At 72.5% G+C, this 13211-nt stretch carries 12 protein-coding genes; 3 read left to right on the top strand and 9 right to left on the bottom strand.

Annotated elements, in window-relative coordinates; genetic code table 11:
* Nucleotides 1–12 precede the first annotated feature (12 nt).
* From MUY22_RS34215 to MUY22_RS34200, 4 genes are read right to left on the bottom strand one after another with little or no spacing between them, the layout of a single operon-like run.
* The gene (locus MUY22_RS34215) at nucleotides 13–3210 is read right to left on the bottom strand and encodes a WXG100 family type VII secretion target (protein ID WP_247051307.1); all 3198 of its coding nucleotides are present in this window, start codon (nucleotides 3208–3210) and stop codon (nucleotides 13–15) included.
* Entirely contained in the window at nucleotides 3210–3524 is a 315-nt protein-coding gene (locus tag MUY22_RS34210) for a hypothetical protein (protein ID WP_247051306.1), read from the bottom strand. Before MUY22_RS34210 ends, MUY22_RS34215 begins: the two co-directional genes overlap by 1 nt.
* Nucleotide 3525: 1 nt before the next feature.
* A complete protein-coding gene (locus MUY22_RS34205) occupies nucleotides 3526–3789 on the bottom strand; it encodes an acyl carrier protein (protein ID WP_247051305.1) in 264 nt (87 codons plus the stop codon).
* Nucleotides 3782–5419 carry a fatty acyl-AMP ligase gene (locus MUY22_RS34200; RefSeq protein ID WP_247051304.1) on the bottom strand — a complete coding sequence of 546 codons (1638 nt, stop codon included), beginning with the start codon at nucleotides 5417–5419 and terminating at the stop codon, nucleotides 3782–3784. The genes MUY22_RS34205 and MUY22_RS34200 overlap by 8 nt, the downstream gene beginning before the upstream one ends.
* A 69-nt stretch (nucleotides 5420–5488) precedes the next feature.
* Between MUY22_RS34200 and MUY22_RS34195 the strand changes: the two genes are divergently transcribed.
* The 3 genes from MUY22_RS34195 to MUY22_RS34185 all read left to right on the top strand — a co-directional run bounded on the left by MUY22_RS34195 (nucleotide 5489) and on the right by MUY22_RS34185 (nucleotide 8138).
* Nucleotides 5489–6376: a carbon-nitrogen hydrolase family protein gene (locus tag MUY22_RS34195; protein ID WP_247051303.1), complete on the top strand. Its 888-nt coding sequence runs from the start codon at nucleotides 5489–5491 to the stop codon at nucleotides 6374–6376.
* Nucleotides 6377–6769: 393 nt separating this feature from the next.
* Nucleotides 6770–7561: a choice-of-anchor P family protein gene (locus MUY22_RS34190; protein ID WP_247051302.1), complete on the top strand. Its 792-nt coding sequence runs from the start codon at nucleotides 6770–6772 to the stop codon at nucleotides 7559–7561.
* 4 nt (nucleotides 7562–7565) lie between these two features.
* Nucleotides 7566–8138, top strand: coding sequence for a class F sortase (locus tag MUY22_RS34185; RefSeq protein WP_247051301.1), 573 nt, complete (start codon nucleotides 7566–7568; stop codon nucleotides 8136–8138).
* 46 nt (nucleotides 8139–8184) lie between these two features.
* Here the strand turns inward: MUY22_RS34185 and MUY22_RS34180 are convergent, their stop codons facing one another.
* The 5 genes from MUY22_RS34180 to MUY22_RS34160 form a co-directional block, all read right to left on the bottom strand.
* Entirely contained in the window at nucleotides 8185–9663 is a 1479-nt protein-coding gene (locus MUY22_RS34180) for a CoA transferase (RefSeq protein ID WP_247051300.1), read from the bottom strand.
* Nucleotides 9660–11423, bottom strand: a complete 1764-nt coding sequence (locus MUY22_RS34175; RefSeq protein ID WP_247051299.1) for an acyclic terpene utilization AtuA family protein — start codon at nucleotides 11421–11423, stop codon at nucleotides 9660–9662. The genes MUY22_RS34180 and MUY22_RS34175 overlap by 4 nt, the downstream gene beginning before the upstream one ends.
* A 285-nt stretch (nucleotides 11424–11708) precedes the next feature.
* Entirely contained in the window at nucleotides 11709–12053 is a 345-nt protein-coding gene (locus MUY22_RS34170; protein WP_247051298.1) for a glyoxalase/bleomycin resistance/extradiol dioxygenase family protein, read from the bottom strand.
* The gene (locus MUY22_RS34165; protein ID WP_247051297.1) at nucleotides 12050–12220 is read right to left on the bottom strand and encodes a ribbon-helix-helix domain-containing protein; all 171 of its coding nucleotides are present in this window, start codon (nucleotides 12218–12220) and stop codon (nucleotides 12050–12052) included. Before MUY22_RS34165 ends, MUY22_RS34170 begins: the two co-directional genes overlap by 4 nt.
* A gap of 107 nt (nucleotides 12221–12327) precedes the next feature.
* Nucleotides 12328–13209 carry an SIS domain-containing protein gene (locus MUY22_RS34160; protein WP_247051296.1) on the bottom strand — a complete coding sequence of 294 codons (882 nt, stop codon included), beginning with the start codon at nucleotides 13207–13209 and terminating at the stop codon, nucleotides 12328–12330.
* Nucleotides 13210–13211 lie beyond the last annotated feature (2 nt).

The raw sequence follows: 13211 nt of genomic DNA, 5'->3' as shown, positions 1-13211 counted from the left end.
CTCAGCCCGCGCTCACCACCGGCGGGGGGCCGGTGGCTCCTCGTCGTCCAGCGACCCGACGATGCGGCCGGTGGGTTCGGCCATCGGCTCGAAGACGGCGCCCTCGATCCGGTACGCGCGGTTCGAGCGCTCCTGGTCGCCGCCGCCCTGGCCGCCGCCGCCCATGCCGCCCATCGGCATGCCGCCGCCCATCGACTGACCGGGCTGGCCGTTCGCACCGGACATGGCCGCCGAGGCGAACGCGGGCGCCGCCGTCTGCTGCTGGCTCGCACCCACCCCGCTGTGGACGCCCTCGGACAGCGACGGCGACTCGCCGAGCGAGCCCGTCACCGCACCGCCGCCCGTGTCGAGACCGGCCGTGGACAGCGCGTGCGCGCCACCCCCGCCGCCGCCCGGCGCGCCGGCCCCGTCGAGGGTGCCGCTGTGCTTCGGCAGGTCGTCGGGCTTCGCGTCGGGGGTGTCGCCGAGCGCGTGCGACGCCGTGTCGCCCCTGGTCTCGCCGCTGAGCGCGTCGTCGAGGTGCTTCCTGGCGTCGTCGTCCAGGCCGCCGGGCGACGTGTCGTCCTCGCCGAGGGTGTAGGTCGTCGGCTTGCCGGTGCCGTCGTCGACGGTCACGACCGTCGGGCCGTTCGGGCCGTCGGGCCGCTCGGCGGTGATCTTGACGTCGCCGTCCTGGATGTGGATCTTGCCGTCCGCGCCGGGGTGGTAGACGCCGTCGGCGTCCGGCTTCCCCGGGTCGTCCGAGCCGACGCCGAGGTCGGTCTTGGCGGCGTCATCGTCGGGCCAGTCGAGCTTGAAATCCTTCGCCGGGCCGTCGCCCTCGCCGACCTTGATGTCCATCTTGCCGTCGGAGTCCGGCTCGGTCATCTCGAAGGTCTTGTCGCCCTGCTTGACCTTCAGGTGGTCGAGCTTCTCGTCGCCGTCGGGCTTGCCGTCGCCGTCCTTGTCGGACTTGTCGTCGTCGAGCAGGCCGTCGCCGTCCTGGTCGGTCTTGATGCCGTCGCCATCGAGCTTGTCCAGCGCGTCGGACGCCTGCTTTTTCGCGTCCTCCGCGGCCTTTTCGGCCGCTTCCTTGCCGTCCGCGGCCGGGTCCGACCCGGAATCCGAGCCCGACCCCGAGCCGGAGCCCGCGTCGTCGCCACCGCCGCTGCCGCCGAGGCCCGAACCGCCACCGGAGTCGGTCTTGATGCCCTCGCCGGAGAACTCGCTCAACGCGTCGGCGGCCTTCTTCTTCGCCGCTTCCGCCGCCGCGGCGGCCGCGTCCTGACCACCGCCGGCTCCCGAGCCCGAACCGGCCCCGGACGGCGACGTGTCGCTGCCGCCGCCGGCACCACCGCCGGAGTCACTGCCACCGCCACCGCCGAGGCCGCCCGCGCCGTCGCCGGAGTCGGTCTTGATGCCCTCGCCGGAGAACTGGCTCAGGGCGTCGGCGGCCTTCTTCTTGGCGGCCTCCGCCGCCGCGGCCGCGGCCTCCTGACCGTCCGAAGACGACGGTGGCGGCGTCGAAGACGGCGTCGTGTCGTCGCCACCGCCCGAGCCCCCGCCACCGGACATGTCCGGAATGGACGGCATCGGGCCACCACCACCGGCGCCCGAACCCGAGCCGGAACCGCCGCCCGAGCCCGAACCGGAACCCCCGGAGATGTCCGGGATCGGCGGCACCGAACCGCCACCACCGGAGCCGGAACCCGGGCCCGAACCGGACCCGGAGCCGCCGCCGGAGGCACCGGACGGCGTGTCGAAGTCCGGGATCGGCGGCACGTTGCCGCCGCCACCCGAGCCCGAGCCGCCGGAACCCGACCCACCGCCCGAACCGCTGCCGGAGCCGGACCCGCCGGAACCCGAGCCGGAACCGGAACCACCGGCACCCGAACCGTCGCCGCCGCCCGAGCCACCGCCGTAGCCGCCACCGCCCGAACCCGAGCCACTGCCCGAGCCGGAACCGCCGCCGTAACCACCGTTGCCCGAACCGGAACCGGAGCCGCCACCGGACCCACCGGTGCCGGACCCGGAACCCGAGCCCGAACCGCCGGGCATCGTGACGCCCTCGAACTCGTTCTTGACCTTGCCCATGACCTTGTCGAGCGCGTCGTAGGCCTGGTCGACGAGGTCCTTGGTGTCCTTGCAGGTCTTGGCGAAGCCCTGGTAGAGCCGGTCCCACATGTCGGGGTTGAACTGGTTCTGGATCCACTGCTTGGCCAGGTCCTGGCCGTGCTTCTTGATCTCGTCGCCGTCGCAGCAGCCCTGGTCGTTGAGCGTCTTGACCAGGTTGGTGCCGAAGTTGGCGTCCATCCAGCCCGCGATCTGGGCCAGGTCCTGCTCGTTGCCGTGCTCGCCGCTGGCGACCGCGACGACCTTCTGCGCCATCGTGTAGTCGGCCTTGCCGACCAGGTCGGTGTACATCCCGATGACCGCGTCGGCCTTGCCCTTGCACAGCTGGAAGACCGTGGTCGCGGTGCTGAGCGTCGCCTCGCCCGCGTTGCCGAGGGTCTGGGACAGCTTGTTCGCCTTGGGCAGGATCTTGTCGTTGTAGGTGTCCGACGCGGCGTCGGCACCGGCGCCGGTCCAGCTCTGGTACAGGCCGGACAGCTCGGTGCCGGTGTTCTCCACCGTCTTGTCGACCGTGGTCGAGCCGGTCTTGAAGTGGTCGGCGTCCTCGACGAAGTTCTGGAAGCTGATGCCGCGCTGCTCGTCGAACGGCTTCCGGATGTCCTTGTCCAGGTCGAGCGCGCGGGTGTTGCCGCGGCAGTCGGCCGGGAGCTTCGCCAGCAGCGAGCCGAACGTCTCGAACAGCTTCAGCGCGGGCGCGGCGGCGTCGAAGATCTCGTCGGACGTCTTCGTGCCGGTGCTGGCCCCGCCGCCGGACTCGTCCGAGGCGGGCGGCTTGGTGTCGTCGAGCTTCTTCTTGCCGTCGTCGACGGCCTTCTTCTCCTGGTCTTCGTTGTAGCTGGCCTGGTCGCCCGCCTTCTTGGCGGTGTCGTAGGCCTCGTCGAGCGGGACGCCGGAGAAGAGCGGGTTCGCGTTGTAGGCGGTGGCGAGCTTCTCGGCTTCCTGCCGCTTCGCCTTGATGTCGTCCGGTTCCTGGTCGGCCAGGAACGGCGGGGGCGGCGGGTTCTCCCGCATCCAGCTGCTGATCAGCACGCTCTTGGTCTGCGCGGGCACGCTCGGGTCGTCGAGCACCGCCTTGACCTCGGTCCAGGTCTTGGCCATTACAGGTCAGCCCCCGCGGTGGTGATCGCGCCCGACTGGTTTTCCTCGTTCGCGCCGTAGCTGCTGCCGGCGGTGCCGAGGTTCGTGCCGAACGAGCCCAGCGTGCTGCTGTACCCGCTGACCGCGGCCCACAGCGCCGTCACCCCGGCGGTGTACTTCGCCGCGTGCGCGCCGTGGGCCTGGCCGAAGCCGGCCGCGTCGACCGGCGTGCTCGACAGGTCCGGGTTGTCGTCCAGCAGCTGTTCCGAAAGCTGGCCGATGTTCTTCGACGCCGACGACAACGCGTCGGTCGTCGCGGTGTACCCCCCGCTCATTTCAGAGCCTCTCGTCAGATCCGCCGGTCGCGCCCGCGAGCGCTTCCGTGAGCACTTCGGCCACCGAACCCACGTCGGTGAACCGGTCGAGCTGGTCCAGGTCGATCGTCACCCGGAAGTAGACCTCCAGCGCCGCCAGCAGCTTGATCCGGCCCTTGGAGTCGATGCCCAGCTCCTCGAGGGGAGCGTCGGGCTCGACGCCGGCGGGGTCCAGCATGAAGGTCTCGCTGACGACCTTCGTGACCTCGGCGCGGTGATCACCCACGGAAGTCACCATAACGCGCCTTGGCGGCCGACCGGGCGACCTTGCCACTGGAAGTGCGCGGAAGTCCGCCGGAAGGGACCAGACGTACCGAACGCAGCGTGAGGTCGTGCTCGCGCGACACCGCGCGCAGCACCGCCCTGGTCACTTCTTGGACGTTCACGCCGTCGGTGTCACGCGCCCACTCGGCCACGACCACCGCGCCCTCGCCGTCGTCGTCGGCCACGCCGAACGCGGCGACGCGGTCCCGGCGGACGGCCGGGTGCGCTTCCCCCGCCGCCGCTTCGATGTCCTGCGGGTGGAAGTTGCGGCCGTCGACGACGATGAGGTCCTTGATCCGGCCGGTGACGTAGAGGTCGCCGCGGTGCACGACACCGAGGTCGCCGGTGCGCAGCCAGCCGCGCAGGCCGTCGAGCGTGGCGCCGAACGCGGCGGCGTCACCGCGGCCCCAGTAGCCGGTGGCCACGTTCGAGCCATGGATCCAGATCTCGCCGACCTCGCCGTCGGGCGCCGTCCGTCCATCCCGGACGATCCGCACGCGCTGCCCGACCGGACGCCCGACCGACACGAGTTCCTGGCCGTCGACCATTTCGACGGCTGCGCCCTGCGCAAGGGCGTCCCGGTCGAACACCGCGCCGCGCGGTCCTTCGGGGCCCGCGCTCGTGACGTAGACGGTGGCTTCGGCCAGGCCGTAGGACGGGCAGTGCGCCCCGGGGCGGAACCCGCGCGGGCCGAACACCTCCTGGAACCGCCGAACCGTGCGCGGCCGGACGGGTTCGCTGCCGTTGAGGGCGACCCGCACGCCGGACAGGTCGAGGTCGTCGCCGGCCTCGGCCGCCGCGTCGGCCGCGAGGTCGAACGCGAAGTTCGGGGCGGCGGTGAACACCGCCGGGTAGTCGTGCAGCTGCCGCAGCCACCGCTGCGGCCGGTGCACGAACTCGGCCGGGGCCATGAACACCGAGCGGCCGCCGGCGAAGACGGGCAGGCACAGCAGCTGGATCAGGCCCATGTCGTGGAAGAACGGGATCCAGCCGGCGCAGGTCGTGCCTTCGTCGACGGCGTAGGCGCGGCTGCCCTGCCAGCAGGCGGCGACGATCGCCCGGTGCGGGATCACCGCGCCGGCCGGTTCCCGCGTCGAGCCGGACGTGTATTGCAGGTACGCCGGGGTTTCCGCCGTCACCGGGACCGGATCGACGCCCGGGCCGGACACTTCGTCGGCCACCACGAGGTGGTCGAAATCGCCGGCTTCGCGCACCCGGGCGGCCGCAGCCGACGACGTCAGCCAGACGCGGGCGCCGCAGTCGGCCAGCACGCCGGTGAGCCGGTCGCGCTGGCCGCGGCTCGCCGGCGCCATCAGCGGCACCGCGACCAGGCCGGCGGCGAGCGCGCCGAAGAACGCGAGCGGGTAGTTCAGGTCCTGGCCCGCGAGGATCGCGACGCGCTCCCCCGGCTCGGCGACGCGGCCCAGCGCGCCGGCCACCACGCGCACCCGCGCCGTGAACCCGGCCCACGTCAGCGTGTGCTCGGCGCCGGCGTTGTGGTCCTGGTGGGTGAACAGCGGACGCTCGTCGGCGCCGCGCGCGAAGAGGCGCTCGACGATCGAGGTGCGCAGCACCTCTTCGGGCACGTTCACCGGCGGCTCGGGCGGACGGGACGCATACGGGCAACCTACCGCGCGCGGTAGCCGGACTAGGCTCGGGTCGTGGCGCGGACGTTCCGCTTGGCGGTGGCCCAGAGCGAAGTGGTCGAAGATCCCGGCGACGTGACGGCGCTCCGCGCGTCGGGTACCCGGCTGCGCGAGCTGATGGTCGAAGCGCGCGACGCGGGCGCCCGGCTGGTGCAGTTCCCGGAAGGGGCGATCACCTACCCGCACAAGCGGGTGATGTCGGTGCACGGCCCGGAGCGGGTCGGCCCGGCCGACTGGACGCGCGCGGCGTGGCCGGTGCTGCGCGCGGAGGCCGAGGCGATCGCCGAGCTGGCCGGCCGGCTCGGGATCTGGGTCGCGTTCGGCTCGATCCACCCGCTGAGCGGCGGAAACCGCCCGCACAACAGCCTCTACGTCGTGTCGGACACCGGAAAGCTCGTCGGCCGGTACGACAAGCGGTTCCTGTCGAACACCGAGGTGCGGTACCTCTACTCGCCCGGCACCGAGCCGCTGGTCTTCGAGATCGACGGCTTCCGGTTCGGCTGCGCGTTGTGCATCGAGGTCAGCTTCCCCGAGCTGTTCGCCGAGTACGAGCGCCTCGACGTCGACTGCGTCCTGGTGTCGGTGATGGTGGACGACGCGGCCCGGGCCACGGTCGCCCAGGCGTACGGGACGCTGTACAGCTACTGGCTCGGCTACTCGGTCCCCGCCCAGTTCGCCGCCACCGTGCCCGCCGGTGTCGTCGCGCCCGGTGGCCGGTGGATCGCGCGGGCGTCCTCGAGTCCGGAGCCCGGTCTGGCCGTCGCCGACCTCGAGCTGTCGGACCCGGACATCGTCACGGCGGTGCAGCTGGCGCGGCCCTGGCGCCGCACCGCGCAAGCCGGGCTCTACGACGACCACGTCGTCCGCGGCGACCCGCGAAGCGACGAGCACGGCACCTTCTGACCGGCCACGCACAGCTTCCGCCGTCCCGCTGGACGAGGAAATCGAATCCGTCGAATCCCGTGGCGGTCACATCACTCCCCGTGTTCGCCGCGCCCCAGCCGAGTAATCACTCGGACGTGTCATAACGGGGGGTGAACCCCCTCGAATGCCGCAACGGGCACTACTCGCCGTCGATCATCGGGGAAATGCGTCGAGCCGAAGTGGCCACTTCGAGTTGTTTGTTTTCCGGAAGATCACGTTTCGCGAACTCGGGTAACCACCGGGGATCTCGGCCTACTTGGCAGCAAGCGCGATTTTGATAGCGTGGCCGAGCTTTCCTCCGCGGACCGAGTCACGCTCGGCCCGCCGTCGCCGCACGTTTTCGCGGCCCATTTCTTTGAAAGGACCTCGTTCATGCGCACAACCATGCTCCGAGCCGGGAGCCTGGCCGGCCTGACCGCCGTCGTCCTGGCCACCGGAGCCACCGGCGCCACCGGTGCGCCGGCCGGGGACGCCGGGGTGACCGGCTCCGCTTTCGGTGCGTCCGCCGGGGTCTCCCTGCTGCCCGGCGTGCTGAAGGATCTGGCCGGTGGCAAGGGGATCACCGTCGAGACCGGCAAGCTGGCCCCGTCGAGCAGCACCGGCCCGACCTCGGCGAACGTGGCCGACGCCCCGCTGAAGGGGCTCGTCACGGCGAAGGCGATCTCCAGCTCCGTCGTCTCCGACGCGGCTTCGGTCGCGAGCAAGGCGAGCATCGTCGAGGCGACGCTGCCCGTGCTGGCCGCGGTCGCCGGCCGGGTGCCGTCGGCGCGGGTGATCAGCGCCCGCTGCGCTTCGGCCGACGGCAAGGTCGTCGGCAGCAGCGACCTGGCCGGGGTCAACCTCGGCCGGCTCGGCACGATCCCGGCGGAGGCCGCGCCCAACACGCGTCTCGGCATCCCCGGCGTGGTCGAGGTGATCGTCAACGAGCAGGACCAGCGCTACGACGGCGGCCTCGACGTGACCGCGCTGCACGTCAAGCTGCTCGGCGGCGACGTCACCGGCGCCATCGGCAGCGGTGACGTCAAGCTCGCGTCCGTCTCCTGCGGCCCGGCGAAGGAACTCGCGCCGCAGGCCCCGCCGCGTCCGCAGAACCCGGGCCAGGTCACCGTCGTGCCCGCCGGTGCCCCGCAGACCGGCGACGGCAGCCTCGCGACCGAGGGCTGAGCCGATGCGCCGCGCACTTCTCTTCGTCCTCACCGCGTTGCTGCTCGCCGGGTGCGGTGCCGCGACGCCGACCGCGGCCGGCAACCCGGCGCCCGTGCCCGCCGCGGTCGCCCCCGCTGGGCTGTCGCGGTCCCTGCCCACCGCGATCGACGTCCCCGCCATCGACGCGCAGTCGTCGCTGGTCTCGCTCGGGCTCAACGCCGACAAGACCGTCGAGGTTCCGCCGGTCGACCAGCCCCTGCAGGCCGGCTGGTACGAGTACGGGCCGACGCCCGGCGAGGTCGGCCCGGCGGTCATCCTGGGCCACATCGACGGCGACCACCAGAAGGGCATCTTCTGGCGGCTGCACGAGATGAAGGTCGGCGACCAGGTGCACGTCGACCGCGCCGACGGCGGCAAGCTCACGTTCACCGTGGCGAAGGTCGACCAGATCGCGAAGAAGGAGTTCCCCACGGAAGCCGTGTACGGGAACACGAACGAGCCGGAACTGCGGCTGATCACCTGTGGTGGCAAGTACGACGCGGCGAGCCGCAACTACCTCGACAACGTGATCGTCTACGCGAAACTGGTGAAGTAACCCGCCGGTCGTGAGTGTTCAGGGCGGTTCTGACCGCCCTGAACACTCACGACCACTCGGGACGGGACGAGCCGCGCGGCACCAGGACCGTGCGGTAGTGGCCCGGCGTCGCCGACATCCGGACCTGGTCGGTGACGCCCTGGTAGTGCCCGAGCGGGGTGTCCGCGGTGAACGTCTCCGGGTCGAGGTAGGCGTGTTCCTCGCCGCGGCCGGCGGTGTCGAGCGCGTAGGCCTTGTCGAACACGCCCATGCTCAGGATCCACAGCGCCGCACGGGTGAGCGAGACGTGCACGCGGTAGCTGCCACCGTCGGTCGCCCGCCGCGCCAGCGCCTCCACGATCCCCGCGGCCAGCAGCCACGAGACGATGTAGTCGTTGACGACGAGGATCGGCGGCAGCGCCGGGGTTTCGCCGTCGCCTTCCAGGTGCATCATGCCGGTGAGGCTGCCGGCGGTCTGGTCGAACCCGATCCGGCCGGCCCACGGCCCGTGCTCGCCGTTGAGCGACGCGGTCGCGTACACGATCCCCGGCCGGGTTTCCGCGGCCTGCTCCGCGGTCAGCCCGATCTTCGCGAGGTAGCCGGGCCTTCGGTTGGCGTAGAAGACGTCCGCGGTGCCGAGCAGCTCCCGGATCTTCCGAGCGCCCTCGTCGCTGTACGGGTTCACGATGGCCGACCGCGTGCCGACGTTCGCCGTCACGTAGGTGACGTCGTGCTCGAGTTCACCCGGGCGCCACAGGTTGAGGACGTCGGCGCCGTGCAGGGCGAGCGCGCGGCCGACACCCGCGCCCGCGATCACGTGGCCCATGCCCAGCGCGCGGACGCCCGACAGCGGATCGGCGGCGCCGGCGGGCAACGGCACCGGGTCGCTGTCGGCGATCTTCGTGATCTCGATCAGCGGCAGCCCGGCCAGGGTCTCCCGGTAGTGCGGCTCGGCGAGCAGCTCGGTGGTGGTGCGCAGCATCGGCAGCACGGTCCCGGCCGCCACCGCGGCCTCTTCCAGCTCGATGCCCTTCCAGCCGGCGACGGCGGCGGCCACCCGGTCCGGGTCCTCCGGGACGTCGAGCAGCCGTTGCGCGGCGATCTTGATCTTCGGGTACGGGTTGAGCGGCATCACCCAGCGGTCGTCGGCGGTGCGGTAGAACCGGAACCCCAGCGCCTGGCTCGGGTTGGCCGCCGCGCTCTGCGGGAAGCCGTTGACCAGCTCCCACTTCCGATCGTAGAACGGGCACAGCCGGTGCGGCGCGACGCGCAGGTCGACGCCGATGTCCTGGCCGTCGCCGCCGCGCAGCCGCCAGAGTTTCGCGATCGCCGCCGACTTCGCGGCCAGTGCGATGGCCGACGCGCCGCCGAGGCGCAGCGTGCTCGGGACGACCGGGTCGGCGCCGTCGAAGGTGATCGTGCCGCCGGTGTCGGCCGGGCTCATCCCGATGCCGGACAGCAGGTCGGCGAGCTCGGCGTGCGGGTCGAAGGCGTCGCCGGTCGCCGGGTGGGCGACCGCGTGCGCGACCCGGTCGGTGAGCGTCATCGGGAGTCCTTCCGCTGCAGGAGTTCTTCGGGGACGGGCACCAGCCGGGCGCGCAGGTACTCGCCGACGGCCTTGCCGACCTGGTCGACGCGCAGGTTCGCCGAGCCGCCGGTGCCGAGCAGCCCGCGCAGGACGAAGTGCACGGCCCGCAGGTGCGGGAACTCGTGCCGGACGATCTCGAGTCCGGCGGTCTCCGGCAGCAGCGTGCGGAGCCCGGCCGTGCTCAGCGTCCGCCGCAGCCACGGCCAGGCGTCCGGGTCGGCGGTCCAGACGCCGAGGTTGCCGTTGCCGCCCTTGTCGCCGCTGCGGGCGTGCGCGACCGTGCCCAGCGGCACGAGCCGGGTCCCCGCCGGCTCTTCGGTGGGGTCCGGGTGCGCCGGTTGGTCCACAATGGACGTCTGAGGTGGCGGCGGGACGTCTTGTGCTCGCCCGTCGGCGAAAACGACACGGTGCGGAACGACGTCGGCGTCCAGCACGGCGGGCCAGTAGTCGATCCGCGGCCGCGGCCGGACGGCCAGTTCGCCGCCGCCGTCGTGGAAGAAGCCGGGGATGCTCTGGAGGTACAGGCTGCCGATCCGCTTCGCGAGCCCGAAGCGTTCGAGGGGTTCTTTCTCGCGGGACGTCGCCATGATCCGGACGGCCGCGGTGGCGTCCCACTGGCTGCCGGGGTCCGCGGCCGGGACGCCGATCCGCGTGACGTCGAGGTCGACGCCGTCCGCGCGGCCGAGCTGCTCGCGCAGCAGGGCGATCTTCGCGTCGACGTCGAGGCCGGTGACGTACACGGTGTTGACGACGCTGTACCCGATCTGCCCGAACAGCGCGACCTTGGTGGTCGGGGGCGGCGGCGAGCCGGTCGCGCCGGTGATCGCCACCCGGTCGGGGCCGGCCGGGGTGAGGCGGACGTCGTCGAGGTGGACGGTGACGTCGGGGTTGAGGTAGCGCGGGCCCTGGATCTCGTAGACGAGCTGGGCGGTGACGGTGTCGGCGGTGACCGTGCCGCCGTCGCGGGTGTGCTTGGTGATCACGCAGCCGCCGTCCGCGGCGATCTCGGCGATCGGGAAGCCGGGCTTGACCATGCCCGGGACGCCGGTGAAGCCGGAGAAGTTGCCGCCGACGGCCTGCGGCCCGCATTCGACGACGTGCCCGGCGACGACGGCGCCGGCGAGCCGGTCCCAGTCGCCGGCGGCCCAGCCGTGCCACCACGCGGCCGGCCCGGCGGCCAGCGACGCGTCGGTGACCCGCCCGCACACGACGACGTCGGCGCCCCCGGCGAGCGCGGCGGCGATGCCGTGGCCGCCGAGGTAGGCGTTGGCGGCGATCGGCGTGGTGCCCCAGCTCGACAGGGGGCGTCCGGTGTCGAGGTGGGGCAACGGGTGCGTGGCGGCCAGCGCGTCGAGGTCCGCGAGGAGGTTGTCGCCTTCGACGTGCGCGACCGACAGCGTGACCCCGGCCTCGGCGGCGGCCGCGCGGACGGCGTCGGCGAGCCCGGCGGGGTGGAAGCCGCCGGCGTTGGTGACGACCTTGACGCCCCGCTCGGCGAGGGTCGCGAGGTGGGGCCGCAGCTGGTCGAGGAAGTAGTCGACGTAGCCGCGCGCGGGATCGCGCCGGTGCCGCGCGGCGAGCACGGCCAGGGTGATCTCGGCGAGGTAGTCCCCGGCGAGGACGTCGACGGGGTCGCCGTCGAGCGCTTCGGCGAGCGCGGTGAAGCGGTCGCCGAGGTAGCCGGAGAAGGTGCCGATCCGGATCGCCCGGTCCCGCATTTCCCGCTCCCCCCGCCGACGGCTGGTCGGTTCCGACGCTAGCCGCCCGCGGCGGGCGCGGCATCCCCGGCTCGCGCCGGGCCGCACCTCGGCGCCTGCGCCCGCACCCGGCGGGCGGGTGCGGGCACGGAGATCGATTCACTCGTTCGGGGATCACCCGGTGTCCGCGGCTGACCTGCGGATTCAAGGTCCTTGCAAGGTTTCGCCACGGTGCGCGGGGCATCCTTGTGGGGTACGCCGGACCGGGCCGTCGAGGGGGCGGCTCCGGTCCGGCGCGCCGTTCGGTCACGTCCCGGACGGCGCTTGGAGGATCCACGTGCGCCCGTCGGGATCGCGGACGCTCATCTCGCGCGTCCCGAAGTGGGTGTCGGCGAACGGGCTGACGACCTCCACCGGCGCGCAGGCTTCGAAGGTGTCCTCGGCGGGGACCTTGATGACGACCTGCATCCCGGTCGGCTGGTCCTGCGGCACCTCGGCGACGAACAGGTAGGCGCCGTCGCCGTTGCGCAGCAGTCCCGAGCTGTGGTCCGTCGCGAAGTCGATCTCGAACCCGAGCGCCTGGAAGAACTTGGTGGCCTTCCCCCAGTTGTGCGTCTCCAGGTACAGGGCTTCGACGCGGTCACTCTTCATCGCTGTTCTCCTTCTGAGTCGGCCGTGGCGGTGGCGAGGTACTGGCGCAGCGCCGCGGTGACGAGGGCCGACAGCGACTGTTCGGTGTCCACGGCGTGGTGCTTGACCTCCCGGATCAAGTCCGTCGGCAGGTACACGTTGAACTGCTTGACGTCCTTGTCGCTCATGACAGGATGCTAGCACGCTAGCTCACTAGGCGACTAGAACGCCGTGAAGGGCACCTTCAGGGCGTTCAGGTCCCTGAAGGTGCCCCTCACGGCACTTCAGGCCGGGGTCAGCTCGCCAGGACGACCGAGCGGGTCAGGTGGGCCGGGCGGTCCGGGTCGCGGCCCGCCGCTTCGGCGAGGGCCACCGCCAGGCGCTGGACCAGCACCAGCTCGGCCAGCGGGTCCAGCTCGCCCTGCCGCAGGTACCCGCCCGTCGCCTCGATCTGGCGGACCAGGCCCGCGTCCAGGGGCGCCAGGCTCCAGACCGCCCGGCCCGGCGCGGCCACGGCGATCGGGCCGTGGCGGTACTCCATCGCCGAGTACGACTCCGTCCACCAGGCCGCCGCCTCGCGGACCTTCAGCGCCGCCTCGTTCGCCACTCCGACGTGCCAGTCCGCGCCCAGGAACGAGAGCTGCGACGCCGCGAGCAGCTCCGGGGCGAGCGGGGTGGTCAAGGCGCGGGAGACGTCGGCCAGCGCCCGGTCGATCGGCAGGCCCAGGTGGGCGCGCAGGAGCAGCAGCTGCGTCGTCGGGAACCGGGTCTGGACCACCGAACGCTCGTCGGCGTACGGCAGGCGGACGACGTCGTCGGACAGCGCCGCCGCCGGCGAGTCGGCCACCGCGGTGATCGTCGTGACGCGGGTGCCCGGCCGCGTTCGTTCCAGCGCGGTCAGGATCTCCGTCGTCGTGCCGGAGCGGGTCATCGCCAGCACGCGGTCGTACGGCCGGTCGAGCTTCGCCTCCGACGCCGCGAAGACGTCGGTCAGGCCGTGGCCGGCGTCCTCGCGCAGCCGGGCGTAACTCTGCGCCATGAACCACGAGGTGCCGCAGCCGATGACGGCGACGCGCTCCCCCATCGCGGGCAACGCGGGTGCGTGCAGCGGCAGTTCCCGGACCACGCGCGCCCAGCACTCCGGCTGGCTGGTGATCTCGTCGAGGGTGTGGGACATCG

The organism is Amycolatopsis sp. WQ 127309 (genome assembly GCF_023023025.1).
In the GTDB taxonomy this organism is placed as follows: domain Bacteria; phylum Actinomycetota; class Actinomycetes; order Mycobacteriales; family Pseudonocardiaceae; genus Amycolatopsis.
The sequence above is the reverse complement of the archived record's forward strand: the minus strand, read 5'-3'. Positions and strand labels throughout refer to the sequence as shown.

What these genes read in the sequence shown, in the direction of transcription:
- MUY22_RS34215 (WP_247051307.1), bottom strand. Translation starts at nt 3,210, where the DNA reads ATGGCCAAGACCTGGACCGAGGTCAAGGCGGTGCTCGACGACCCGAGC.
- MUY22_RS34210 (WP_247051306.1), bottom strand. Translation starts at nt 3,524, where the DNA reads ATGAGCGGGGGGTACACCGCGACGACCGACGCGTTGTCGTCGGCGTCG.
- MUY22_RS34190 (WP_247051302.1), top strand. Translation starts at nt 6,770, where the DNA reads ATGCGCACAACCATGCTCCGAGCCGGGAGCCTGGCCGGCCTGACCGCC.
- MUY22_RS34185 (WP_247051301.1), top strand. Translation starts at nt 7,566, where the DNA reads ATGCGCCGCGCACTTCTCTTCGTCCTCACCGCGTTGCTGCTCGCCGGG.
- MUY22_RS34180 (WP_247051300.1), bottom strand. Translation starts at nt 9,663, where the DNA reads ATGACGCTCACCGACCGGGTCGCGCACGCGGTCGCCCACCCGGCGACC.
- MUY22_RS34175 (WP_247051299.1), bottom strand. Translation starts at nt 11,423, where the DNA reads ATGCGGGACCGGGCGATCCGGATCGGCACCTTCTCCGGCTACCTCGGC.
- MUY22_RS34170 (WP_247051298.1), bottom strand. Translation starts at nt 12,053, where the DNA reads ATGAAGAGTGACCGCGTCGAAGCCCTGTACCTGGAGACGCACAACTGG.
- MUY22_RS34165 (WP_247051297.1), bottom strand. Translation starts at nt 12,220, where the DNA reads ATGAGCGACAAGGACGTCAAGCAGTTCAACGTGTACCTGCCGACGGAC.
- MUY22_RS34160 (WP_247051296.1), bottom strand. Translation starts at nt 13,209, where the DNA reads ATGTCCCACACCCTCGACGAGATCACCAGCCAGCCGGAGTGCTGGGCG.